This is a genomic window from Psychrobacillus psychrotolerans (genome assembly GCF_900115805.1).
Taxonomy (GTDB): domain Bacteria; phylum Bacillota; class Bacilli; order Bacillales_A; family Planococcaceae; genus Psychrobacillus; species Psychrobacillus psychrotolerans.
The window spans coordinates 188351-212914 of the sequence record NZ_FOXU01000004.1 but is presented as its reverse complement, the minus strand read 5'-3'; the positions used below and the strand labels follow the sequence as shown (position 1 = coordinate 212914).

At 35.2% G+C, this 24564-nt stretch carries 18 protein-coding genes; 5 read left to right on the top strand and 13 right to left on the bottom strand.

The features are described from left to right. Positions 1 to 41: 41 nt before the first annotated feature. Together BM260_RS10225 and BM260_RS10220 are read right to left on the bottom strand one after the other, a co-directional pair. Complete coding sequence (locus BM260_RS10225) at positions 42 to 2543, bottom strand: phosphodiester glycosidase family protein (protein ID WP_093537249.1); 2502 nt, start codon at positions 2541 to 2543, stop codon at positions 42 to 44. A gap of 33 nt (positions 2544 to 2576) precedes the next feature. Then, entirely contained in the window at positions 2577 to 4889 is a 2313-nt protein-coding gene (locus BM260_RS10220; protein WP_093537248.1) for a hypothetical protein, read from the bottom strand. 163 nt (positions 4890 to 5052) lie between these two features. On the opposite strand from BM260_RS10220, the gene secA reads away from it, so the two are divergent. Together secA and BM260_RS10210 are read left to right on the top strand one after the other, a co-directional pair. Further along, positions 5053 to 7422 (top strand): preprotein translocase subunit SecA, encoded by a 2370-nt coding sequence (gene secA, locus BM260_RS10215; protein ID WP_175496267.1) that lies wholly within the window; start codon positions 5053 to 5055, stop codon positions 7420 to 7422. A gap of 166 nt (positions 7423 to 7588) precedes the next feature. Further along, a complete protein-coding gene (locus BM260_RS10210; protein WP_093537246.1) occupies positions 7589 to 8509 on the top strand; it encodes an LCP family glycopolymer transferase in 921 nt (306 codons plus the stop codon). Positions 8510 to 8703: 194 nt separating this feature from the next. Here BM260_RS10210 and BM260_RS10205 read toward each other — a convergent pair whose 3' ends face one another. From BM260_RS10205 to BM260_RS10190, 4 genes are all read right to left on the bottom strand, one after another. Further along, on the bottom strand, positions 8704 to 9882 hold the full coding sequence (locus tag BM260_RS10205) for an aminotransferase class I/II-fold pyridoxal phosphate-dependent enzyme (protein WP_093537245.1): 1179 nt from the start codon (positions 9880 to 9882) through the stop codon (positions 8704 to 8706). Positions 9883 to 10028: 146 nt separating this feature from the next. Next, entirely contained in the window at positions 10029 to 10457 is a 429-nt protein-coding gene (locus BM260_RS10200) for a VOC family protein (RefSeq protein ID WP_093537244.1), read from the bottom strand. 93 nt (positions 10458 to 10550) lie between these two features. Next, entirely contained in the window at positions 10551 to 11534 is a 984-nt protein-coding gene (guaC, locus tag BM260_RS10195) for a GMP reductase (RefSeq protein ID WP_093537243.1), read from the bottom strand. Positions 11535 to 11673: 139 nt separating this feature from the next. Beyond that, positions 11674 to 11871, bottom strand: coding sequence for a hypothetical protein (locus BM260_RS10190; protein WP_093537242.1), 198 nt, complete (start codon positions 11869 to 11871; stop codon positions 11674 to 11676). A gap of 453 nt (positions 11872 to 12324) precedes the next feature. Here BM260_RS10190 and menC point away from each other — a divergent pair, with 453 nt between their 5' ends. Continuing rightward, on the top strand, positions 12325 to 13431 hold the full coding sequence (gene menC / locus BM260_RS10185; protein ID WP_093537241.1) for an o-succinylbenzoate synthase: 1107 nt from the start codon (positions 12325 to 12327) through the stop codon (positions 13429 to 13431). Between the two features lie 134 nt (positions 13432 to 13565). Here the strand turns inward: menC and BM260_RS10180 are convergent, their stop codons facing one another. From BM260_RS10180 to BM260_RS10170, 3 genes are all read right to left on the bottom strand, one after another. Continuing rightward, a complete protein-coding gene (locus BM260_RS10180) occupies positions 13566 to 14207 on the bottom strand; it encodes a hypothetical protein (RefSeq protein WP_093537240.1) in 642 nt (213 codons plus the stop codon). Positions 14208 to 14404: 197 nt separating this feature from the next. Then, a complete protein-coding gene (locus tag BM260_RS10175; protein ID WP_093537239.1) occupies positions 14405 to 15253 on the bottom strand; it encodes a hypothetical protein in 849 nt (282 codons plus the stop codon). Positions 15254 to 15458: 205 nt separating this feature from the next. Then, positions 15459 to 17774, bottom strand: coding sequence for a 5'-nucleotidase C-terminal domain-containing protein (locus BM260_RS10170; RefSeq protein WP_175496265.1), 2316 nt, complete (start codon positions 17772 to 17774; stop codon positions 15459 to 15461). A 263-nt stretch (positions 17775 to 18037) separates the two neighbouring features. Between BM260_RS10170 and BM260_RS10165 the strand changes: the two genes are divergently transcribed. Further along, positions 18038 to 19015 (top strand): proline dehydrogenase family protein, encoded by a 978-nt coding sequence (locus BM260_RS10165; RefSeq protein ID WP_093537238.1) that lies wholly within the window; start codon positions 18038 to 18040, stop codon positions 19013 to 19015. Between the two features lie 516 nt (positions 19016 to 19531). On the opposite strand, the gene BM260_RS10160 is transcribed toward BM260_RS10165, so the two are convergent. From BM260_RS10160 to BM260_RS10150, 3 genes are read right to left on the bottom strand one after another with little or no spacing between them, the layout of a single operon-like run. Next, positions 19532 to 20731 carry a hypothetical protein gene (locus BM260_RS10160; RefSeq protein ID WP_093537237.1) on the bottom strand — a complete coding sequence of 400 codons (1200 nt, stop codon included), beginning with the start codon at positions 20729 to 20731 and terminating at the stop codon, positions 19532 to 19534. Positions 20732 to 20770: 39 nt separating this feature from the next. Continuing rightward, positions 20771 to 22132: a sensor histidine kinase gene (locus tag BM260_RS10155; protein ID WP_093537236.1), complete on the bottom strand. Its 1362-nt coding sequence runs from the start codon at positions 22130 to 22132 to the stop codon at positions 20771 to 20773. After that, positions 22122 to 22829, bottom strand: a complete 708-nt coding sequence (locus BM260_RS10150; protein ID WP_093537235.1) for a response regulator transcription factor — start codon at positions 22827 to 22829, stop codon at positions 22122 to 22124. Before BM260_RS10150 ends, BM260_RS10155 begins: the two co-directional genes overlap by 11 nt. 269 nt (positions 22830 to 23098) lie before the next feature. Between BM260_RS10150 and BM260_RS10145 the strand changes: the two genes are divergently transcribed. Further along, on the top strand, positions 23099 to 23698 hold the full coding sequence (locus tag BM260_RS10145; RefSeq protein ID WP_093537234.1) for a transposase: 600 nt from the start codon (positions 23099 to 23101) through the stop codon (positions 23696 to 23698). Between the two features lie 18 nt (positions 23699 to 23716). Here BM260_RS10145 and BM260_RS10140 read toward each other — a convergent pair whose 3' ends face one another. Further along, on the bottom strand, positions 23717 to 24514 hold the full coding sequence (locus BM260_RS10140; RefSeq protein WP_175496264.1) for a gamma-glutamyl-gamma-aminobutyrate hydrolase family protein: 798 nt from the start codon (positions 24512 to 24514) through the stop codon (positions 23717 to 23719). Between the last annotated feature and the right edge of the window lie 50 nt (positions 24515 to 24564).

Here is a 24564-nt window from a genome sequence, read left to right as displayed (position 1 = left end):
ACATTAATATAGTTCGCAACTACTATTACTATTTTCTTACGTTAGTCTTTATAAATAGATTGAATATCATCAATTATAATAGAACCATTTGTTTTGTTGTTATTCTCTGTTTCCATATAACGAACAGGTAGAGCCATTTTCAGTGGATACGATAACCCCGCTGGTACTTCTACTGAAACAAACTGCCAATTAGACCAGTTTACATTTTTACTAAAGTCTAACTGGACTGTTTTACCAGAGGCATCGGTAATTTGAGAACGCAACCAATGTCCCTTACTATCCCCCTTAACCCACATACCAATTTTCTTAGCAGGAGTAGTGATCGTTAGACTAGTTTTTGCATCCACATACGCACCCGATGTTCCAGTGGTACCTGTAAAGTCATAAACTAGTTTAAGCGCTTTGGACCCATCTCTATCACTTGTAACTGATTCAACTGAAACAGAATTTACACGATCACCTGAAGCCTCATAGTTAGAAATACCTTTATTGAATGATTCTAGAATAGTTGGAGCTAGTTCTCCTATAACAACAGGAACTGTCGTATTCTTAGATCCATATTTTACAGTAATCGTCCCAATACCATCTTTGTTTGGAGCTGTAAATTTACCATTTTTTATCGTTCCAATAGTAGTTGACCAAGTAAATGCAGCTTGATCTGTAATTACTGCTTGGCCATTATTCATTCCACTTGCAGTAACTTGAATAGCTTGTCCTTTGTTTGCATGCAACGTACTTTCGTTCGTTTTAATGCTATCTAACGTATTAGTAACTTTAATTTGAATATTGGTAGTTTTGCCGTCATATGTTACAACGCCAGCATAGGTTCCTGGACCTGCTGTAACTATTTGTTTTCCATTCGTACTTTTTAGAACAGAAGAAGTTACTGTGCCATTCCCGGATACTGCTACAGGATTCATGTATTGATCAATACCTTTAACAGGCACGGAAAGATTAGTATAAGTTGCACCTTGGAAAAGTTCTAAAACATCCGAAGCTGGTGCAATTGTTGCTAGTGCACTTGTCTTATACTTGCTGATAAATAATAGTGTGTTAGATACAGAACGTTCTCCACCATCTGATGGTTTGTTCGCAACAGTCACCTTATCTGCTCCTAGTTCTCTAGCTACTAGAGTAGAAGAACCACCGCCATCGAATGTCATCGCATATTGAGCACCTAAATCTTTCATAAGTTTAGCAGTATTTTGTAGTGTCAAACCTTTACTTGCAGTACTACGACCATCTACTACTGCTGTAAAAATACTTCCGTCTTTTTTAATACCAACTGCCGTACGTGGCGCAACCCCTGCAACTTTGATCGTTTGTAGTGCTCCATTTTTCACTAAATGATAACGTCCACTAATAGATTCACGAACATCATTCCATTCAGTAGGCGTGAAGTTAGTTGCAATTTCTATTTGATCTCCTACTTGAACAGTTTCTAAGAACTTACTTGCAAAATGGTGTCCTGAAAGAATAATTTCTCCACTGTTCAGCTTTGCATTTCCAACACTAGAGATATTTTCAGTTACGGTACCTACTAATTTTTCAGAACCATTTAACTTGCCAGATTCCACTTTCACTCTGACTTCGGTTCCTAGGTTATTTGTCCCTGTAGTTCCCGAGAAGTCTTTCGTATATATTACTAGGTGATTTGCAGCTCTACTTCTATTAACCGAATTAATAGCATAAGATTGTCCACCATTTACTGTAACATTCATCGCCACTGTTGGGGCACCAATAATAGCTTTTCCATTTGCTTTGATGCCTAATACGGCTAAATCACTTAATGCCGTTTGAGGTGTAGATACGATAGATCCATCCATCATCATTAAGTCGATAGGTTGACCATATTTATCGAAATAATCTCCATTTACTCCCCCCACCACATGATAGGAATCATTTTCAGCCACACTATTTGCCTGTGAGGAAGTAGTTTCAAAACCTTTTATCTGATCTTTTGCTAACTCAGTCTTCAACTCAATATTTGATGTTTTGCCATCGTATTCAAGCATGAATAGTTTTTGTAAACCATTTGTTGAATCGATATCAAAGTACTTTTTGCGTACACCAGGAGCTATTTGTGTAATAGATTGGTTAGAAACCTTACCTATTGTTAAAGAAGGTTTATTCTCTACAGGAAATAAATTAGAAGTTGTATTTCCTGGTGCTGGCGCCGTCCCTTGTGCATTTGCTAATTCTTTTAACTTTGCTTTAGATGGTGTTTTATATTCTACATAGCCAGCCATTTTCGTAATGTACATGCCGCCACCTAAACCATACTGTCCACCGTACATATTGTCATAACGGTAAACTCTGTATTGTTCTCCAGGTTTTAATATTCTTTCAAATACTAATCCATCTGAAGTGCGCTTCCATAAGTTTATAGGTTTAACAACTTTAATCTTCCCTGCTTGTCCAGGAACCATTAAAATCCCATCCCAATACACTTTAGTAGTTTGTGCTTCTACCTGATTCGTTTGAAATAATCCGCCCATGGCTACTGCAAAAATAATAAAAAGATATAGCAATTTTTGTTTCATTTAAGTTACATTCTCCTTCGCTTCGTTGAACTTTTATCGCTTTTCGTTTTCCTTCACTTTACGATTTTGTTCGATTGTATATTTCCATAAATTACTGCCATCGTAGTAATATAAATTACCGTTCAAATCTTTCTCAAGGCCGTAAACACCTTTATCTTTTAACCACTCAACCTTTAATGTATCTTTTGTCACTTTGAATAATTTACCTTCAACGCTTCCGTATATAAATCCATCAACGTTTTCAAGGATTTGAGCATTACGGAATCTACCGGAGATTAATGGTAGTAATTCAACTGTTTTAACATCTGTCCACTCATCTGTGTAGACGAATAACTTTCCATCCGCCATACCCCAAACTTTATTATCCTTATCTACTATTAAACTAGTAACCATACTCGCACTAAATGGTAAATGAATATACTTCTTGTCTTCCGGAGTACTTCTATTAAAGTAGAATAGTCTTGCTCCCCTTGGATTTACTTGTTGGTTTGCATGAATAGAAGTACCACCAAATACCTGTGTTCCTCTACTAACAAGTGAAACAATACTTTGGTTATAAATATAATTCTCGTAAATCTCCATTTTTTCTGTTGTTGTATCATAGAATGCTAAAGCTCCACCACCAACACTTGTATCCGGCAAGGTTCCAAAAATGATCTCTTTACCTTTGTTATATGGTGCTACAGCAGTTGTGCGTTCTTGACCATATTGGTTCATACGAATAACTTCTTTTGGATTTCCAGTAGACCATTCTTTTTCACGATCATAAACTAGTAATCTTGCTAGTGGGTAAGCACCGATATATAGCTTGTTATTAATATCAAACATAGATTCAATTTGGCTGATATTACGGTACAATTCTTTGTTTCCTGTTTGTACATCGTAAACACCCAGTCCACCAGACATATATCCGTTAGCAAAAATTTTCTTGCCATCTGAACTTGAAGCAAGTGTATATAACTCTACTGGCTGTTCTGGTAACTCAAATTGATGGTAAGTCATTTCACCTGTTTGTGGATTATATTCAAAATGTTGCCCTAAATTATCCACCATCCCAGAAAGAACAAATTCTTTTGGTTCTTCTTCGATAGGCTCCTCTATTACTACGTCTCCTTCACTTGGAATTCCTTTGTCAATTGGATGTCCTGTGACTGGTAGAGTACTTCCAATTCGGATTTCTTTTCCAAATGCGTCTAGAGCTCCTTTTAAAATCTTATCCTTAGAATTATCTTGAATCTCTTGTTCCAATGTTGGAGTTTCTTTAATGATAAAGTCTAAGCTAATAGCTTCTGTTCCTTTTGGTAGATAGACTCCTAGCTCTGTATGTTCTTTCGTTTCTAAATCATATTTAATAAGCTGTTGCGCTTTTGTATAATACAATGCATCTTCATTCGGAGAGAGAACTGAAACTGTTTTAGAATTCAATTCAAACTCATCAACAACTTTTAATGTTTTACGATCGAAGATTACTGCTAGATTCGAAGGATGTAATCTTGCAATAATATAGTCTTCCGTTAGAACTAAATCCTGTGCATATTTTTCAGACATATATTTAGAAGGTAAAAATGAAGTGAAGTTTTTTGTTTTAGGTTTTTTCACCAATAAGTCCATTGGAGATCCTATTGAAACATAGATTTCATCTTTCTCTTCATCTGCTACGATTGCTTTCACGAATTCTCTTCTTTTACGAATTTGACCAAATTCTTCAATTTCTTTTGTCTCTGTATCAAAAGCAACTAAACTTCCCCCATATGCAGAGCCAGCATATACTTTGTTACCAGAAACGATTAAATCTTGTATAGATGTATCGCTTTTATTCGAAAAAATAGCACCATGCTTTTCGAATTCCTCTGAGTTAGGATCATAGCTGTACAACGTACTAGAAACAGAACCACCAACCCATAACTTACCGTTTTCATCTACATCAAGACCCCATGCACTTTTTGAATCTTCCAACGTAAACGTATGTAGAATTTCTTTTGTAGCATAACTAACAACTACTAAAGCTGCTGGAGAACCATGCATGATGTAATAGATGAAGTACTCTCCCTTTTCATTTGCTGCAATTTTCGAAGAAACTGCTGATGATTTGAATATCAACGAACCAAGATTTTCATAACCTTCTAAAATAACCTCTTCTTCCGGCTCAGCTTCAACCGCATCCTCTAGCCATTCTTCGGAGTCACCTTCTACTTCAATAATTTCTTCCACTGAATTTTCAACTTTTTCTACTTCTACTACGTTCTCTATCTTTACTTCCGTGGCTTTTAATTCTTCTGCATAAACGGTTGAACTTATTGGAGCAACTAGCATAATACATACCATAGATTTGTAAATTTTTATCATTTTATAACCCCTTTCCCTCTTATTCTAACATTAACATCTACTGGTAACATTTAAAACTTATTGTTGTAATATAATTGAAATATAAGCACTTTATCTTACAAATGCTCCATTATATAATTCATGATATAATGGAGTTTGGAATTTAAAAGTAGGGAGAATGAATATGTTACATTCTATTAAAAAGATGATATCTGGTGAAACGATTGAATTAAAACAACTGAATAAAATTGTATCTAAAATAAATGCCTTAGAAGAGTCATTTTCTCTTAAGACAGATGCGGAATTAAAAGCTTATACACAAGTTTTCCGAGATCAACTAAATAATGGAATCTCTCCAGAGGAATTGATCATTGAGGCTTTCGCCGTCGTTCGGGAAGCATCTAAACGAGTTTTGGGGTTAAGACATTATGATTCTCAGTTGATGGGTGGTGCTGTACTAACGCAGTCACAAATCGCTCAAATGCAAACGGGTGAAGGTAAGACATTAGTTGCAACACTTCCTGCTTATGTGATGGGTGCACATGGGAAAGGAACTCATATCATTACAGCCAATGAATATTTGGCCACTCGTGATTATCAACAAATGAAACCACTGTTTGAGTTCTTAGGATTGACAATTGGCTTAAATATTTCTGGAATAGAAGCAGACGAAAAAAAAGCAGCTTACAATTGTGATATTACCTATGGGACTGGGACAGAATTTGGCTTCGATTACTTACGAGACCATATGGTGCAAGAAGCAGATCAGCTAGTTCAGCGTCCTCTTTTTTACGCTTTAATCGATGAAGTGGATAGTATTTTAATAGACGAAGCTAGAACACCTTTGATAATAGCTGGGAAGTCTAATGCAAGTTTGAACTTATTCCCAATTATGCATATGGTAATTGATTCATTTAAAGATAAAGTAGAATATGATTATTATCCTGAAACAAAACAAATCGTATTATTAGACGATGGAGCAGACCGATTAGAAGAGGCATTTGGAATTGACAATGTTTATGATAGTGAGCATCGGGAATTTATGCATATCGCAATGCAGACGCTTCGGGCTAAAGTAGTAATGCGTAAAGACGTAGATTATATTGTAAAAGAAGATAAGATTATGATTGTAGACCCTTACACTGGTCGTGTAATGGAAGGGCGCACATTTAGTGATGGACTACATCAAGCTATTGAAGCAAAAGAAAAGGTTTCATTGAAGGAAGAAAATAACACCCAAGCTTCAGTTATGATCCAACATTACTTCCGATTGTACAAACACGTTTCTGGTATGACGGGAAGTGCAGTTCCATCTAAAGATGAATTTTGGGAGACGTATAATTTACGTGTTACAGAAATTCCAACGAACAAACCAAATCAACGTATAGATTTAGAAACACTTGTTTATGTGACAATAGAAGATAAAATCAAAAAAATTATTGAAGAAACGAAAAATTACCATAGTATTGGTCGTCCAGTATTAATAGGAACTACTTCTATCCAACAATCTGAAAAGCTTTCTGCTGCTCTAAAAGAATTAAATATAAAACATTCTATATTAAATGCTAAAACCGAAGAAGATGAAGCAGAGATTATTTCTAACGCAGGGCAGCTACACAAAATTATGCTTGCCACTAACATGGCTGGTCGTGGTACCGATATTATTCTTGGTAAAGACGTACACGAACTAGGTGGACTTCATATTATTGGTACCGAGCTACATAGCAGTGCTCGTATAGATATGCAACTGCGTGGCCGTGGAGGTCGTCAAGGAGATCCTGGTAGTACACAATTTATTATTTCTTTAGAGGATGAACTGTTCTACTATTATGACGAAGAAGAATTGGAGAAATATAGAAAGAAAGTCAAAACGGATCAAACTGGTTTGATAATTGCTCCGAATCCATCTAAATTTGTTTATAATGTACAAAAGGTTATTGAAGGTACACATTTCTCTAGTCGCTCTCATTTATTGAAACTTGATGATATTAATAATGATCAGCAATCAGTTATGTATAATTATCGGGAGAAAGCGCTACATGTCAATAATATGCAGTCGCTCATCATTGATGCGATGCACGAAAGAAAAGAACATCTTATCCAAGAACTGTTGGACATTAACTTAGATAATGTAGACAGTGTTGCTATGTGGAATGAAATTATTGATGAAATTAAAATTTTATCCACACTAAATTCCGATACCGAAAATTTAATGGACTCTACCGATAAAGAAAGTAAAGAGCAATTAGAAGTAGCATTAAATAAGGTGTATAGCCAAGTAATGGATGTTGCCAGTACGGTTTCCCTGGAAGAAGCTATTTGGGCAAATATACAATCCATATACTTAGAAGCATTAGACAGATCGTGGATCACGCATTTAGATAATCTTCATCATTTAAGAGAAGGTATCAATATACGTGGATATGGACAAGAAGATCCTTATAGATTGTATGCTTTTGATGCACTTCATACTTTCGACGAAATGTTACAGGCGTTCTTCCGTGATATTATTCGACACTTCCTACAATTAAGTGCAACGAAAATAGAAGAATAAATGTTTATATCTCTTAAGGGGATTGTGATTACTGCCACAATCCTCTTTTTTGACGTTTAATAAAACAATAAACTATACATACTATTATGAGTTCTCATTAATATTCTGGGACTTACACTCATATATTTACAAAAAGGCTTGTAGTTATAAGAAATGAGGACCATGAATGTCGAAGAAAAAAATTTGGATTACAATTATTAGTTGCTTGCTTTTAGCTGGTATTGTATATGCTACAAGTATTTATCAAAATGTATCCACTACACTCGAAACAATCCATGAACCAAAGATTCGCAAAGTTTCTGAGCTTAGAGAAACGAAAGTAGAACTCGTAGAAAAGGAACCAATCTCCATTTTACTACTAGGCGTGGATGAACGAGACGGGGATATCGGACGGTCCGACACTATTATTGTCATCACCACTAACCCCTCTCTAGCTTCTGTTAAAGTATTAAGCATTCCAAGAGACACGTATACGGAAATTATCGGATTAGATAAGAAGGATAAATTAAATCACGCATATGCATTTGGTGGAATAGATATGGCTCTTCATTCCGTTGAAAATCTACTAGATATACCGATTGACTATGTTGTACAGGTTAATATGGACAGCTTTTTAAAAATCGTCGATAGCGTTGGCGGTGTTACGGTTGAGAACCCTTCTGCTTTCACAGAAAACGGTTATCAATTTGCTGCGGGTCCCATACATCTAGACGGCGATAGTGCACTTAGTTATGTTCGCATGCGAAAGAATGATCCACTGGGTGACTTTGGAAGACAGGAACGCCAAAAACAAGTTCTCCTGGGTATATTGAAGGAAGGTGCTTCTTTCAATAGCTTACTCAACTATAAGGAACTATTGGCCTCATTATCGGACAACATCCGTACAAACATGACATTCGGTCAAATGATGGATATTCAAAAAGGTTATAAGACTTCACTAACAAATGTAGAATCTATTACGCTAACGAATGGAAGTGGGCAGCGAATGGACGGCATTTGGTATTATGTGCCCAACGATGAAGAGATGAGCGATGTAACATGGACCTTGAAGGAGCATTTGGAACTCCTTAACAATCAGAGGGAATAATGACTTGAAGATGTTTACACGCGGTTGATGGTTGAATACTCGTGGCCGCACTTCAGATACTCTCGTTCGGGAGTTGTTACTCTTGTTAAACCTGTGGTTACTCTCGGTACGGGAGATTCTTCTATTCTATAGTAGGTTAAATTGCAAAAGGCTATTCCAAATTAATGGAATAGCCTTTGTTTTGTTATCTAAACTTAAATGCTAGAGGAATTGAGATGACTTAATGTAAGAAGGAATTCTTCTAGTCTATTCATGCCTTTTTCTAGCACAGCCATATTGTACGCATAGGAAATGCGTATGAAACCTTCTCCATATGCTGTAAACGCGCTTCCAGGAACGACAGCCACACCGCCCTCCTGTAATAGCTTCGTAGCAAACTCAAAGGAATGCATTCCATACTTTCTTATATCAGGGAATATATAAAAAGCGCCATTTGGCTTTTCCACCGTCAGTCCCATCTCTATTAGTCGATTAAATACAAAGTCACGTCTTTTCACATATTCCAAGTTCATCTCACTTGGAGTGTCTTTGGCATTTGTGAGTGCTTCCATTGCTGCATATTGGGCAGGTAGTGAGGCACAAATTGTATTGAAGGCATGCACTTTTACTACATGCTCCATCACATTTGCTGGTCCCATCAGGAAGCCGATTCGCCAACCCGTCATCGAATGCGACTTGGAAACACCATGAATATAAAATAATTTTTCGCGTATTTCCTCATAGCTTGCAAAGGAATGATGCTTTCCTGAGAAAGTGTTCTCGCTATATATTTCATCTGTTAGTACGAATAAATTCTTTTCTTGTATCACATCAACTAATTCATTCATCGTCTCTTTTGTAAGAACAACCCCAGTAGGATTAGAGGGATTATTGAAAAACACGGCTTTTGTTCGCTCATTTATCAAGTTTGCAAGTCTTTCTGCAGACGGTTGGAAATTAGTGTCCGTCGTATCTAAATACACTACTTTCGCTCCACAAAGTTCAATCACAGGTACATAGCCTGAATAAGTAGGAGCTGGTAGAATAACCTCGTCTCCTTCTACTAAAATTGTTCGAAAGACTGCATCGATTGCTTCACTAGCACCATTTGTTATAATAATTTCACTTTGAAGATCATATGAAAAACCATATTTGTCAAAGAAAAAAGAGTTCACTGCATTTCTTAACTCTAACAGCCCTGCATTATGCGAATACCCGGTTAAATTTTGTTCAATTGCCCGGATACCTGCTTCTTTTACAGATGTAGGTGTCGGAAAATCTGGCTGACCAATCGTCAGATTAACAGCATCTGGGTAATGAATTAATTGATTGGAGAATTGTCGTGTTCCAGGAATTTTCAATGCTTGTGCTCGAGGATTTATCTGTATATTCATCGGTTGATCTCTTCTTTCTATTAATTTTCTAGTAGGTATATATGCTAGTATACTTTAAACAGCATCGATTTATTATTACATTCTGAATTATTTAGTAACAAAAAAAGTCATGCAATGTATACTTGAACATTGCATGACTTCCTATTTTATTGTGGCAGTTGATCTGGTTCGTGGCTAAATTGCCATTCAATACCGAACTTATCTCTTAAGGAACCGTAACATTTACTCCAAAATGTTTCTTGAAGATCCATGCTCACTTTACCGCCTTCTTTAAGAGCATTAAATGCGGATTTAACCGTATCTTCTTCATTACTTACAAAAGCTAAACTGATATTATTTCCTTCCGTAAACGGTGATCCTGGAAACGTATCAGAGAACATTATATTGCTTCCATTAATATTTAAGCGAGTGTGGAGAACTAAGTCTTTTGCTTCTGCAGGCAATACAAAATCCGGGCTTTGCGGTGATTCACCGAAAGTCATAATCTCTGGTTTTTCTGTCTTAAATACTTCTGCATAAAATTCTGCAGCTTCTCGACAATTCCCGTTAAAAGTAAGATATATATTAATAGCCATTTTAGAACACTCCTCTTCTCAAATAATGTAATTATTCAAACAATAAATATCAACTTTATTGTAGCACTCAGAGATCTAAAATAACATTAATTTTTAGTAAACTTTATCGCCATTGAAAATAGAGTTCTTTACAATTACATAGTCTACATTACGAATCGACTCTAATTTATTTCCACCTGAATATGATATAGAAGATTGCAAGTCTTGTTCCATTTCTCTTAAAGTATCTTCTAGCGGACCTTTATATTCTACAAACATTTTTTTACCTTCAACATTTTTCTTTTCGCCTTTTTGAAATTCAGATGCAGAACCGAAGTATTCTTTATACTGCTTGCCATCTTTTTCGACTGTAACTCCAGGAGATTCTTCATGACCTGCAAATAGAGAGCCAATCATAACCATAGAAGCACCAAAACGAACGGATTTTGCAATATCACCATGTGTACGAATTCCACCATCTGCAATTATTGGTTTGCTAGCTGCTTTTGCACACCAACGCAATGCCGCAAGTTGCCAACCACCTGTTCCAAATCCTGTTTTAATCTTCGTAATACATACTTTCCCAGGTCCGATTCCAACTTTCGTTGCATCCGCTCCAGCATTTTCTAACTCTCTTACTGCTTCTGGAGTTCCAACATTACCAGCAATGACAAAGCTATTCGGTAAATGTTTTTTAAGATGTTTAATCATGTTAATAACTGCATTAGAATGACCGTGCGCAATATCGATGGTGATGAACTCAGGTACAAGATTTTCTTCCGCCAACTGTTCTACAAATGTGTACTCTTCTTCTTTAACACCCACACTTATAGAGGCAATTAAGCTACGTGATTGCATACTCTTGATGAAGGCAATACGTTTTTGTGGTTCAAAGCGATGCATTATATAAAAATAACCATTTTCCGCTAAATAATTTGCAATATTTTCATCTATAATTGTCTGCATATTAGCAGGCACTACTGGCAATTTAAAAGTATGTCCCCCAAGTGTGACTGTAGTATCGCATTCTGATCTACTATTTACTACACATTTCGCCGGAATTAATTGAATATCTTCATAATCGAATACATTTTCCATCATATACACTCCCAAATACGAATATTATTATCAATTGAACTAAAACCGTTCGTCCATTTGGTAATTTACATCATTTTGAGTAGTATGTCAATCTCTTATACTAAGCATGCACATAAATACTCGAAGTATTACATACATTTTACTGAATTCTTTTCATCTTATTTATATCTATTTGCATTTCAATTAATTTTATCCGGTCACTTAGTTCCAATACCGCTTGCATAATTTGATGCTGATCTGCCTTAGACATATTTGTATGACGTTCTACCTGGTCAACTGTTTCCTCCACTTTTTGAATACTGCGATTCATTACTTGTACTAGATACTCAACTGTCATAATTTATCCACTCCCTTCATTTCCCCTTATTTTACTTGCTCAACAAGTTATTGCAATTGTCAGAATATATCATTAAATACAACTATAGAATTTTCATCGACATTTCGCCCTTAAAAATCCTTTTTCAACGGATTTAGATACTCAAAATAAATTTGAATGTTCCATGATTTATTTTATTTTTGGTTAATATAATAGTAGAAAGAAAAGGAGGAGGAGATTTCTATTAAACCAAATCCAGTTGAACCAGAAGAAATGGCTTATAGAAATGATTTAGATATACAAGCTTCCCTTCAAATGATTTGGGAAGGCGCCCCTGTTTCGACAATGGAAATCGAAAAAGAGGAGTATGAAACACCTTAACTTCCCTACAGTAGTAGGGTTTTTTTAATTTGTTTTAGTAGCTAGAACATGATAAGTTGAATAATAATAGTGTTCTTAGAGGAGTTATTAAACATGATTATAAAAAAAATAACTATGCGGCATCTGAAAATGACAATGAAAAACCCATTTGTCACTAGCTTTGGAAGTATGCAGGAAAAAGAATTTTTCTTACTAGAGGTCTTTGATGAAAATGGAAACTCTGGTTGGGGAGAGTCCGCAGCTTTCCAAGCACCTTGGTACACAGAAGAAACCGTTCAAACTACTTTACATATGATAAGGGACTTTTTAATACCACTTGTGTTGAACAAAGAAATTAGTCATCCAGATGAAGTAAGCGAAATTTTTGCACCTATTCGAAAGAATAATATGGCAAAGGCCGCCGTGGAAGTGGCTATTTGGGACTTATATGCTAAACGAACGAATCAATCACTTTCACAAGCTCTGGGCGGAGTTACCGAAAAAATTGAAGTAGGCATTAGCATAGGCATTCAAACAACTACAGAGAAATTATTAGAAGTGGTCAGCAATTATATCCAAGAAGGATACAAGCGAATTAAGGTGAAAATTAAGCCTGGATATGATATCGAAATGATTCAAAAACTGAGAGAAGCATTTCCTAGTATCCCTCTTATGGCTGATGCGAATTCATCTTACACGCTCGAGGACTTTGAACTTTTAAAAAAACTGGATGATTATGAGCTTATGATGATTGAACAGCCACTCGCTAATGATGATATTGTCGATCATGCTAAGTTACAAAAACAGTTAAATACCCCTATTTGCTTAGATGAAAGTATTCTTTCTGTAGCTGATGCACGTAATGCAATCGAACTTGGTAGCACAAAGGTTATCAATATAAAAATTGCGCGTGTTGGAGGTCTGACGGAAGCCAAGAAAATTCATGACTTATGTATGGAAAAAGGTGTTCCTGTTTGGTGTGGTGGAATGTTAGAGGCAGGGATTGGCCGTGCACATAATATCGCCCTCACCTCGCTACCCAATTTCACGCTGCCAGGTGATACTGCAGGTTCTTCTCATTATTGGGAGGAGGATATCATTTCCCCGGAAATAGTTGTTGTGAATGGCTATATAGAAGTTCCAAAAGGGAATGGAATAGGTTATGAGCCAAATATGAAAGTAATTCAACGTTATTTGTTAGACACGATTGTATTTGAATAGTAATCTTTGTAAAAAAACAGTCTTAAAAAAATTAGCTGGCATGGGTTCGGTTACATACCGTATGCACGCCAGCCAATTAGCTTTCATTATATTAATCTCTAACATTAAGGAATTACAACAAAAGCTGACTTATTTTACTTAAGTAATGCAAGTTTTGATTTAGAAGGTGTTTCATACTTCAAAGCACCGTGCATATCCACAAACAAGCCGCCGCCTAAGCCGTATGCTCCTCCGTGATTATCTGATACGAATGTATAGACACGATACTCTCCACCCGCTGGTAACACTTCTTTTCTGCTAGTGCCATCTGCATTAAATGTTGCCACATCTGCGGAAAGTGTTACTTTACCAATCTGTCCTACTTTAAGTTCCGTTTTTCCCCACATTACTTTTGGGGATGAATCTTCTAGTAATGCAAGTTTTGTTTTAGATGGTGTTTCGAATTTTACATTTACACCATTTAATGTACTATTTTGGACAACATAATACTCACCGCCTACATTATACATAGGAAAATATCCTTCTGGTGTTTTGGTGGAATATACTCGATACTCTTCACCCTTCTTCAATTCACGGACAGCACCTCCGTCAAGCATTGGGTCTTTACCTATATGCAATAGAGGTGTGTTCTTTAAGATGATAACTTTACCAATTTGCCCCTTCTTTAATTCCGTTTTACCCCACATTACTTTTGTGGATGAAGCTTCTGATGTAATGCCGAAAGTAAACATCGCCATTAAAGTAAATGCAATTATTGTTAACATAATTTTTTTCATTATCTTACCTCTTTCACTAGTTAATAAGTAAATTACAACATATAAAATAGTAATATTTTGATATTTAAAGTATATTTTCCTTTTTAATAGAGATTTATAGGCTAGTCCTAACTTTTCTCATTTAATTGCTACTCGCTTTCAAATATCATCGAGGACTCTTTCAATCTTTCCAGTAGTCTTATCCTTTTTCTTATTATTTATAGTGAAACGGGTTTATAATAACTCATAGAGTTCTTAGTATTAATTTTAGATTCTAAAGTATTTACTTTAGCAACCAAATCGGTAAGTAGTGCATTATTCTCAGTATTACCTAATTTTTCTATTAACATTTTCAGTTTTCTTAATTTTAAAGCTGCTTCGCCGATATTTTCAGTTTCTAACTCTGCTTCTATATTTTCCACACCCATATAAATAGATAATGTTAAAGCTAGTTCAGCTCGCTTTTCTTGTGCAGGAGCTTTATATGTGGCAATTAGTTTGTTACGGTTGGCTTTTCCATCCGCTTTATAGAAGACTTTCGTGCCTTTTTTCAATTCATTTGATAATAAATGATAGTTTTTAGCCAATGTTTCCCAATCTAAATTTGCTTTAGCAGTTTCCAATCCAGCTATTAATGGTAAAATAGTATCCTTCCCATAAGCATCTGCCTCTGTATAGGTAACCAGTGGAACTTTTGGTTCATACTTCACCTTTTCTGGCTTGTTCTGTATTTTGGTATCACCTTTTTTCTTAGTATTAGCTTCTTTATCTTTTCCTTCACCTGAATTGTTCTTAACTTTATCTAACATTTTATTGCTTGTATTTTTATCATTAAACTTTAAATCTTCTTTTTTATCCCAGTTATCATAGTTTCTATGATTTGTCCCTAGCCGCTGTTCTTTTCGCTCCTGTTTGCGATCCATCATTTGGTGAGAGCTTTTTCCTTCTTTGTGTCCACCATCTCTTCCGTCTCCATTGACATGAGCTTCTCCCATTAAAGGAACACCAAAAATTGTTGTAGATAATAGAGCCGTTGCAGCTGTTAACTTAAAAGTATTGATCTTCATATGAAATCCCTCCTCTTTCTTAATAAACCAGGAATTACCGATACATATATAATCATAACTACATTAACACTTTGATACCCCACCACTTTTTCTATAAACGGAAATCACAGATCTGTAATATAACAGTAATGGTAATTAATAACTGTAAAGTTTTCCAAAAAAAAAATGCTTTCGCTAAATTAATAGCGAAAGCATTTTACAGATCTTACTTTTTCAGGTCAACAATTCGACCTTCTGTTTTATTGTTAACTGTTTTTAAAGTTTTCAATTGCTCTTGAAGATTTTCCCAATCTGATAAGCCCAGGTCTGTTACACGACCTTCTTTATAAATTTTTTCAAATACATCGTAGCCATCTCCGCCTTTAGCTGTAAATGCATTAGTTGCTACCATGTATTTTTCATTATCTTTAATATCTACTAACGAGCCATCTGCTGATTTATACTTAATGGAAACTACCCGTTCATTAGCAGGTTTTGAAGAATCGAATTCAATTTTTGCACCAGCCACGTGTAAGAATCCGCCGTTTTCTTTTGGATAAGTTTTAAAGCTTATTTCAAATGCAGCTTTTAGTTCTGCTCCAGTGATTTCCATCGTAGCAAGTGTATTGCCGAACGGCAGAACTGTAATTACTTCTCCAACTGTAATCGGGCCTTTGCCAATTTCAGCACGTATACCTCCACCATTTTGGAAGGCCATAATAACTTTATTATCAAATTGTTTTGCCTTTGACAACATACCATCAGTAATAATATTTCCAAGAGCAGTCTCATTTTTACGAACGCTTGGCTTTGTATCATCTCCATCAGTACGTGGTGTTTGCAACTCTTCTTCCGCAACTACACCAATTTCAGTCTTATTGATTGTATCTATTTTATCCGAGTATTTTTTTAATAAAGCAGCTGCCGCTTTATCTTCTACTTGATCTTTAATCTCAATCAGTTTTCCAGCGTGTGCTACTACTTTACCTTCTTTGTCAAAGTCCACATCCAGTGTTCCTAAGAATTCACTATATTGCGAAGCTTGTACGATAATAGTAGGATCTTTCTCTTTGCCAGAGCTATCTTTTCCTACTAATACAGGTTTTTCTAATTTAGTATGGCTATGGCCACCAACGATCACATCAATACCATTTACAGCAGCTGCTAGCAATAGATCATTGTCTACTGTAGGATTATCATCATATCCAATATGCGTAACAGCAACAACTTTATTTACGCCTTGTTTTTCAAACTCATCCACCATTGTTTGAGCTGCTTTTATATAATCTGTAAAAGTAACGTCTTTCGGACTAGATATTGTAGCAGTCTCAGCAGTAGTAAGACCGAATAAACCAATTTTCTGACCATCTACTTCTTTAATAATTCCACTATAAATTTGCCCATCTTTAGGATCTGCTGAAACCTTTACATTAAACAATCCTTTTAAATTTGCATCTTTTGAAAAATCAACATTTGCGCTAACAAATGGGAAGTTAGATTTCTCTATAAATTCTTTTAATGCTTTATGTCCTTCAGTGTCATTTCCTAGGTCAAACTCGTGATTACCAAATGTCATTAAGTCATAATCCATTAACTTCATTAACTCTAAATCTGCTTGTCCTTTAAATTCATTGAAATATAATGTACCAGAGAATACATCTCCAGCATCAATAAGTAGAGTAGAAGGTTTTTGAGCTCTCACTTCTTTGATAGCTGTTAAACGTTTAGGTGCCTGTGTTGTACGGGCATGTGTATCATTTACATGCATTAAAGATAATGTGAATTTTGTATTTGTTTGAGCTTTAATATTCTCAACATACACTAGTAATTCTTTAATAATTGGTGAAGTAGAATTGCTTGGTAACTTCTCTATTAATAGATTAATAGATTCAAGCACTTTTACAGCTTCTTGTTCTTTATTTGCAGTTATGTAGGCTTCTGCTTCCTTCGTTTTCATAAAAATAGTAACCGGTAGCATTAGTTCGTCACGTTTTTTATTTGCAGGCTCTTTATATTGGTCTAGTAATAGATCCCGAGCTGCTTTACCTGTAAAACGGTACAAAATAGCAGTACGAGTTTTTAACTGTACAGAAAGTTTATGGTATGCCTTCTCTAACTTATCCCAATCTTTACTAGCTTCAGCCTGTTCAATTTCTTTCATAATTGGATTTAAATACTTATCCGCATAATTATAAGCATCGATATAAGGAACTATTCCTTTAACAACTCGTTCGTTATATAATTCATCTAAATTTTTGAGTAATAGATCTTTGTTTTTAGCTGAAGATTTAATAATTTCATTTCTTGCTTTTTGGTAGTTTGCTTTCGCAATATTCAAAGCTGGGTATAAGTCTTTACTTGGCGCGAGTTTTCCTGCTTGAGCTGGAACTACATAGGAGTAAGCTGAATTCTTTACGTCTTTCCTTGCGTTGTCAACTACCTCTTGTAGCGAACTATTTGCAAATGAAACGCTTGAAACAGAGAATAATGATGTTGCAATTACTGCTGCTACCGCAGACTTTTTAAACTTATTTTTCGTCATATTCTGCCTCCTGAAAGAGTATTTAATATAAGTAATTATTGAAAATTCACTAAAATTACTCACTAACTCAAAGTTAACTTACAATTTTGTAAATGGCAAGATAATTTGTTGATAAATAGCATTAATATTTTGTAAATATTTTTCTAGTAGGAGGTTGAACTTTTTACTCAAAGAAATATGTCGAATTAACAGCTAAATGAATACTATCAGGTATACTAAATGTGGTATAATCTAAGCATCAAAACAGAGATAGGAGCATTACAATGTTAAAAGATATCTTTATGGCTTTGTCGGAGAATCAAGTATTAAATGGTGCGGCAAAAAAATATGGTTTAAAAATGGGAGCACAGCACGTTGTTGCTGGGACAAACATTGAAGAGACTATTGAAAGCATCAAAAAGCTAAATGCAATGGGTATCTCTTGTACAGTAGATAATTTAGGCGAATTTGTTTTCGTAAAAGAAGAAGCATTGGCTGCTAAAGAACAAATTATCGCAGTAATTGAGGCAATTGAAGAACATCAAGTGGATGCACATATTTCTTTAAAACCATCCCAACTTGGACTTGATATTGACTATGACTTCGCATTAAATAACTTAAAAGAAATTGTTGAAATCGCACATAAATATGGTACTTTCATCAATATTGATATGGAATCTACCAAACATTTACAACCATCATTCGATATTTTGGACGAGCTTTCTAAAAACTATGATAACGTGGGAACAGTAATTCAAGCATATTTCTACCGTGCAGAGGAAGATATTCAAAAGTACAAAAACTTCCGCCTACGTATTGTAAAAGGAGCTTATAAAGAACCTGTTGAATATGCGTATCAAACAAAGGAAGAAATTGATAAAAACTATGTAGAGCTTATTGAATGGCATCTTCTTAATGGTAAATTTACTTCTATTGCAACTCATGATCATAATGTGATTAACCATATCAAACAGTTTATTAAAGATAATGACATTCCTTATGATAAGTTTGAATTCCAAATGTTATATGGCTTCCGCACAGAAATGCAACAACAACTTGCTAACGAAGGTTACAACTTCTGTACGTACGTACCATTTGGACAAGATTGGTACGGTTACTTCATGCGTCGTCTTGCAGAGCGTCCAGCCAATATGAACTTAGTTGTAAAACAAGTTTTCAATAAAAATACTAATACAATGATTGGTCTTGCTGCCGGTGCATTTGCACTTGGTCGCATAACTAAACGTAACAAACGCAAATAATAGAGTTGTCTCCCTGTTGAAAGCTATAGGGAGACAACTTTTTCAATTCTACTTTCGGAGACCATCAGTCTAGCACCTCTACGTATGGTTACTTACTTGTACTGTATTTTATTAATGGACAGATATATTTAATTTTTCAATGTATTTTATTTACGTGTGTTTATGTACCTTTTATTCACTAAAATTTTATTTGGTTAGAACTTAAATGTTAGAAATTGCATTACTATATTTTCAGAAATAAAAAAACACCTCATTCTACGGGGAATTGTAGAATGAGGTGTATTTTTCCTTGTTATCGCACAAGGATTATATTATTACGCCGTAAACATTAGTACCTTCGTTCGCTCGTTTTATCGCTTTGATCGCCGTAAGATCGTTCCCCTATTATGCTTAGTTGACTGAACTTGTTTCCTTCAAACTCGTTCAACAACTTGAAATACTATTCATTTGTTAATTTCATATTATAGGAACTAAATGAGAATACCAATAGAGTTTTATTAGAATTTGATGAGAATATTATTCCCAAGTCACAGAAAGTATTTTCCCAGAGATTGCATGAACTTGAATTGTTGCTTTCGTTTTCTTATCCTTCGCATTAGCATCTTTTGATTCCTCTGTTTTCGAAGCGGTCATTACTATTAAATAGTACCCACCCTCATTGGTCTTCACAAAGGAATTACTTTCTACTATGCCTTTTAGTTGTTGATTAGCAATCTTTAAAGCTTCATCTACTGTAATTAGAACAGTAACTGGTTTTTCGGTAACTTCCGTCTTCTTTTCTTCTGTTTTTGTTACAGTGACTTCATTGGTCTCAGGTTTCTGTTGTACAACTGTTTTTGAAGGCTCTGTTTTCGATACTTCGGGTTTTACAGTCGCTTCACTCTTAGAAGTTTCTGATTTCTCTGCTTCTGTTCTGATTGGTTTTGTAGTAGCCTGTTCTGATTTTTCCAAATCTGATTTACTAGCCTCTGTCTTACTTGTATCAGTTTTACTTGAATCTGTTTTGCTTACTTCTGCTTTAGCAGTTTCTGTCTTTGGAACCTCTGTTTTATTGGTTACCTCTGTTTTTAAATCTTTTTTTGTTTCTTCTTTAACAATTTCGACTGTTTTAGTATTTTCAGTTGCCAATACTCCTTTAATAGCATCTTTAAACACTTCTTTCATTGGTTTCTCTTCAGCTTTCGTATCTTTAGCTACTGAAGTTTGTTTTGAGTTTTTCTTTTCAGCAATATTAGGGTTCTCCACCACTTTAATGTTCGAGGATGTTCCCTTAGGCTTTTCTATAATAACTAATTTAGTAGTGCCATTAGAGGAAATTATATGACTCTCAACTATTTCTACTTTAGTCGAATCTTTTAATGTTTTGGAATTTTCTTTATGATCATTTTCTATCTCTTCATAGGTCACTGAAGGTTCTAGTGGTACTTCCTGGATGATAAACTCATCTGTATGTTCCAATGAATTCACATCGCCAGTCGAGGCATTCATTTCTACCAAATACACTTGTCCACTCTTAGCGATAATAGCTTCATAAACATCTTCATTTTTCTTCACTTCTGCTACTTCTGCATCATACATTTGCTCGAGTTGGGTGCGTACATTGTTTTCGGTTATAGGCAATTGATCTGAGCCGATGTTGACTATGAATACAATTACTATAATTCCCAATGTAGCGAAACAAACGATAAAAAACTTTTTCATCTTCATAAACTTCATTCACGCACGCCTCCTCAAATTCATCTTAATAGACGAACATTAAAAATCAATGAGAATTTGATTAGAAGGAAGAAAAATATGGATGGTTGTACCAAATCCTACCATACTCTGAATGGTTAAAGTTGCAGATAACCGGTTTGCTATATCTTTTGCAATTGCCATACCAAGTCCAGTACCTCCCGTTTTACGATTTCTTGCCTCATCGACTCGGTAAAAACGATCAAAAATCCGATCCAAGTCTTCTTTCGGAATCCCATCACCATAATCCATGATAGAAATAGTAACTCCATCATCAGTTTCAGCAATAGTTGTCTTTATATCTTTTTCACTGTATTTACGAGCGTTATCCAAAATGATAAAAAGCAATTGTCTTAGTTGCTCAGTATCTGTACTTATATAGAATGGTCCTTCTCCTTTTAAAAGAAAATTTCGATCATATGCAGTTCGCATCGACTGTAAAGTTTCGGTTACTAAAATGTTTACATCTATTAATTCATATTTATGTTGTTGTTTCCCGTTGCTTTTTGCTAGAACGAGCATTTGTGAGACCATTTCTTTCATTCTACTAGTTTCATTAATAATTGCCTGAACGGATTCTTCCGCAATTTCAATATTATTGAAACCATGTCGAGACAATAGTTTTGCATAGCTTTCTATTACTGTTAACGGTGTTTTTAATTCGTGAGATGCATCAGAAACAAATTGCTCCTGCTTTTTATAATTTTGTTCCAGCTGCTCCATCATTTCATTAAAAGCGATGCCCATTTGTGCCATTTCGTCCTTTCGATTTGGGTGGACTGTAATTTTTTCATATTTACCCGAAATCCTGCTATGGGACATTGTATTGATTAATTTACTAATTGGATTCGTAATAATTTTTCCTAAAGTAACACTTGATAAGGCCATTAATAGCATTCCACCTACGGTGACACCAAGTAGGATAAGTCGAAGAAAGTCTAGATTGTTTCCTACTTCTAATAATTGTTTCAATGTTTGAACTTCTACTACTTCTCCATTTGACCAAATAACTGGTTTGCTAATCGTCAAAACAGGAGACCCTTTGAGCATACCAATTGAGTAACGTTCACCATCTTCAAAGTTAGGTTGATAATTTGTTATTTCTTCAATGGACTGAACAACTAATTGCAGCTCTTCTTTACTATTTAAGATGCGAATCCCACCATTAGGCGGAATATAAGTACGTAAAATAGTTGCAGGATCGTCCTTTTCTTGCATTTTACTTAATGCCTGGATCATTTCATCTACATCCGAGTTAAACTGGGTATATTCCGAATCATAGGCCATATCCTCAAATAAAAAATATACACCTATATTCATTAATCCTATGATTAGGAACGTCAATAGGGTAGAGAATAGATGTATTTTCGTTTTAAGCTTCATTCTTTTGCTCCTTCAACACATATCCGACGCCCCGCACTGTTTGAATTAAAGAAGATTCTTGTTTTTCTTCTAACTTTTTCCGAACATAACGTATATAAACATCTACAACATTCGTATCTCCATAATAATCAAACCCCCAGACAGCATCTAACAACTGTTCACGAGACAATACTTGGTTAGGATGCTTCAACATATATAATAGCAGGTCATATTCTCGTGGAGTTAGATTGATAGACTCTCCAGAATTAGTAATTTCCCGTGTTTGCTCATTCAGTGAAAGCGTATGAAAAACATGAATATTCTCGTCCTGAACAGGAGTTACACTCGATGTTTTAGTAAATCGAATTGCCGAGCGAACACGTGCAAGTAATTCCTCAATTTCAAAAGGTTTAGTAACATAATCATTTGCCCCAAGATCCAAGCCCGTGACTTTATCTTCTGTATTATTTTTTGCTGTTAATAAGATTACTGGTGTTTCGTCTTCTGTAGCACGGATTCGTCTCAATACATCTAAGCCATTTAAACCTGGAAGCATTAAATCGAGTAAAACTAAATCCCATTGTTGCTCACGATATTTGATCAATCCATCAGTTCCTGTATATGCAATATCTACATCGTATCCTTCAAATTCTAGTTCCAACTGAAGAACACGTGCAATATTTTTTTCATCTTCTACAATTAACACCTTGTCCTTCATATAAACACTCCTTTTCCCCCTATTTTATCATACAAAGGGCAATGTAGTTTCTACATCATGCGATAATAACTGACTCCATTAGTTCACTTGTCATATAGAGAACTATTAAAGAATTTTATTTTGAGGCTTTAACTTTGAGATAAATGAAGTTTTGAGACTGTTTTTGAGATGAAAATGAAATTGTTGCTTAAAAGGACAAATTATGACAATTGCATTTTAAGCTTTTATAAAATATAGTGTTATCAATATATAGAGGAGGGGAAGGTTTAATGGGTAATATTAGGAAAGTATGGCAACCAGAAATATTTTATCATATTACGATGCGTGGCAATAATAAGCAAAATATTTTTAAAAACAAAGATGATTTCATATTTTTTACAACTACGCTATACCAGGCAAATAATATATACACTATTACTATAATCGCTTACTCTCTTACGAATAACCACTACCATTTATTAATACGTTCTCCCGTAATCCCACTTTCTGAAGTTTTAATATTCATTAATCAACAATACTCATCCTATTTTAAGCGTAAATATAAATACTCTGATCAGTTATTCGAAACTAGATATTACACTAATATGATTTCTGATGCGAAAGATTTATTAAAAGCTAGTAAGTATATTCATCGAAATCATCTTTATACCCAAAGAACTATCCTAGAAGGATTGGCAAACTACCCTTATAGTTCCTTTATATTTTATACGGATAAGAAAATAAGAAAACCTTCTTATATTAACACGCATTTACTAAATTCATTAATAAAAAAGTATCCTGAATTAAAAATGCAAACTTATACTATGTACTGTGAAACTATTCAAATTGAAGTAGAAAAATCCTTCCATCGTCCATATAGCTTGACGTAGGGAGGACTTTCTTCATCATTATGCTATAGTCTCTACTGATGCTACTAATTCGTTAACTTCGGCCGTCATTTTACTAGCCTCAACAAATGCAGTGAAAATCGGTCGGATCGTATCCACTTTTTCTTCCATCATTTCGGGATGCCATTGTACGGCTACAACAAATCGGTTTGACTCTTCCCATTCCATCCCTTCTATAATTCCATCAGGAGCAATCATTGTTGCTTTAAAACCTTGCCCTAACTCTTTTACTGCTTGGTGATGGAAACTATTTACTGTCAAAACGTCACCTTGATAAATATTATACAATACAGAACCAACTTCCATCCTAACCGGATGAAATGCATGATGTCTGATGGATTTTGGAACGGAGTGGTTAATTCCTTCTGGTTTTTGAGATGCTAAATCCTGATAAAGCTTGCCTCCCGTTGCTACTGTAAGCAATTGCATTCCACGACATATGCCCAGTACCGGTATGTTTAACTTCGTTAAAGCGATTTGAGCCAGTCTGATCTCATGAGCATCTCTGCGTGGTTCAATAGCTCCTAAGCCAAATTTCGGATATTCTCCGTATAAATTCGGATCAATATCAGAACCACCAGAAAATAGTATTCCGTCCAACTTCTGAAGGAGTGGCATCAAAGTTTCTACTTCTCTAGTGATAGGTAAAATAACTGGAACCCCTCCGGCTCTTTCAATAGCTACAATATAATCATCCGCTAGTAACTGCCATTCTTGATATTTCGCCCCAATGCCAACTGCTAGTCCTATTGCATCATCGGATAAATAGTTGGCACATATGCCTATTAGTGGTTTCATCAGTATTCTCCATTCTGCCAACATAAAATGATCGCCTCTCCGTTAAGAGA

Coding starts and splice junctions, on each gene's coding strand:
- BM260_RS10225 (WP_093537249.1), bottom strand. CDS start 2,543: ATGAAACAAAAATTGCTATATCTTTTTATTATTTTTGCAGTAGCCATG.
- BM260_RS10220 (WP_093537248.1), bottom strand. CDS start 4,889: ATGATAAAAATTTACAAATCTATGGTATGTATTATGCTAGTTGCTCCA.
- secA (WP_175496267.1), top strand. CDS start 5,053: ATGTTACATTCTATTAAAAAGATGATATCTGGTGAAACGATTGAATTA.
- BM260_RS10210 (WP_093537246.1), top strand. CDS start 7,589: ATGTCGAAGAAAAAAATTTGGATTACAATTATTAGTTGCTTGCTTTTA.
- BM260_RS10205 (WP_093537245.1), bottom strand. CDS start 9,882: ATGAATATACAGATAAATCCTCGAGCACAAGCATTGAAAATTCCTGGA.
- BM260_RS10200 (WP_093537244.1), bottom strand. CDS start 10,457: ATGGCTATTAATATATATCTTACTTTTAACGGGAATTGTCGAGAAGCT.
- guaC (WP_093537243.1), bottom strand. CDS start 11,534: ATGGAAAATGTATTCGATTATGAAGATATTCAATTAATTCCGGCGAAA.
- BM260_RS10190 (WP_093537242.1), bottom strand. CDS start 11,871: ATGACAGTTGAGTATCTAGTACAAGTAATGAATCGCAGTATTCAAAAA.
- menC (WP_093537241.1), top strand. CDS start 12,325: ATGATTATAAAAAAAATAACTATGCGGCATCTGAAAATGACAATGAAA.
- BM260_RS10180 (WP_093537240.1), bottom strand. CDS start 14,207: ATGAAAAAAATTATGTTAACAATAATTGCATTTACTTTAATGGCGATG.
- BM260_RS10175 (WP_093537239.1), bottom strand. CDS start 15,253: ATGAAGATCAATACTTTTAAGTTAACAGCTGCAACGGCTCTATTATCT.
- BM260_RS10170 (WP_175496265.1), bottom strand. CDS start 17,774: ATGACGAAAAATAAGTTTAAAAAGTCTGCGGTAGCAGCAGTAATTGCA.
- BM260_RS10165 (WP_093537238.1), top strand. CDS start 18,038: ATGTTAAAAGATATCTTTATGGCTTTGTCGGAGAATCAAGTATTAAAT.
- BM260_RS10160 (WP_093537237.1), bottom strand. CDS start 20,731: ATGAAGTTTATGAAGATGAAAAAGTTTTTTATCGTTTGTTTCGCTACA.
- BM260_RS10155 (WP_093537236.1), bottom strand. CDS start 22,132: ATGAAGCTTAAAACGAAAATACATCTATTCTCTACCCTATTGACGTTC.
- BM260_RS10150 (WP_093537235.1), bottom strand. CDS start 22,829: ATGAAGGACAAGGTGTTAATTGTAGAAGATGAAAAAAATATTGCACGT.
- BM260_RS10145 (WP_093537234.1), top strand. CDS start 23,099: ATGGGTAATATTAGGAAAGTATGGCAACCAGAAATATTTTATCATATT.
- BM260_RS10140 (WP_175496264.1), bottom strand. CDS start 24,514: ATGAAACCACTAATAGGCATATGTGCCAACTATTTATCCGATGATGCA.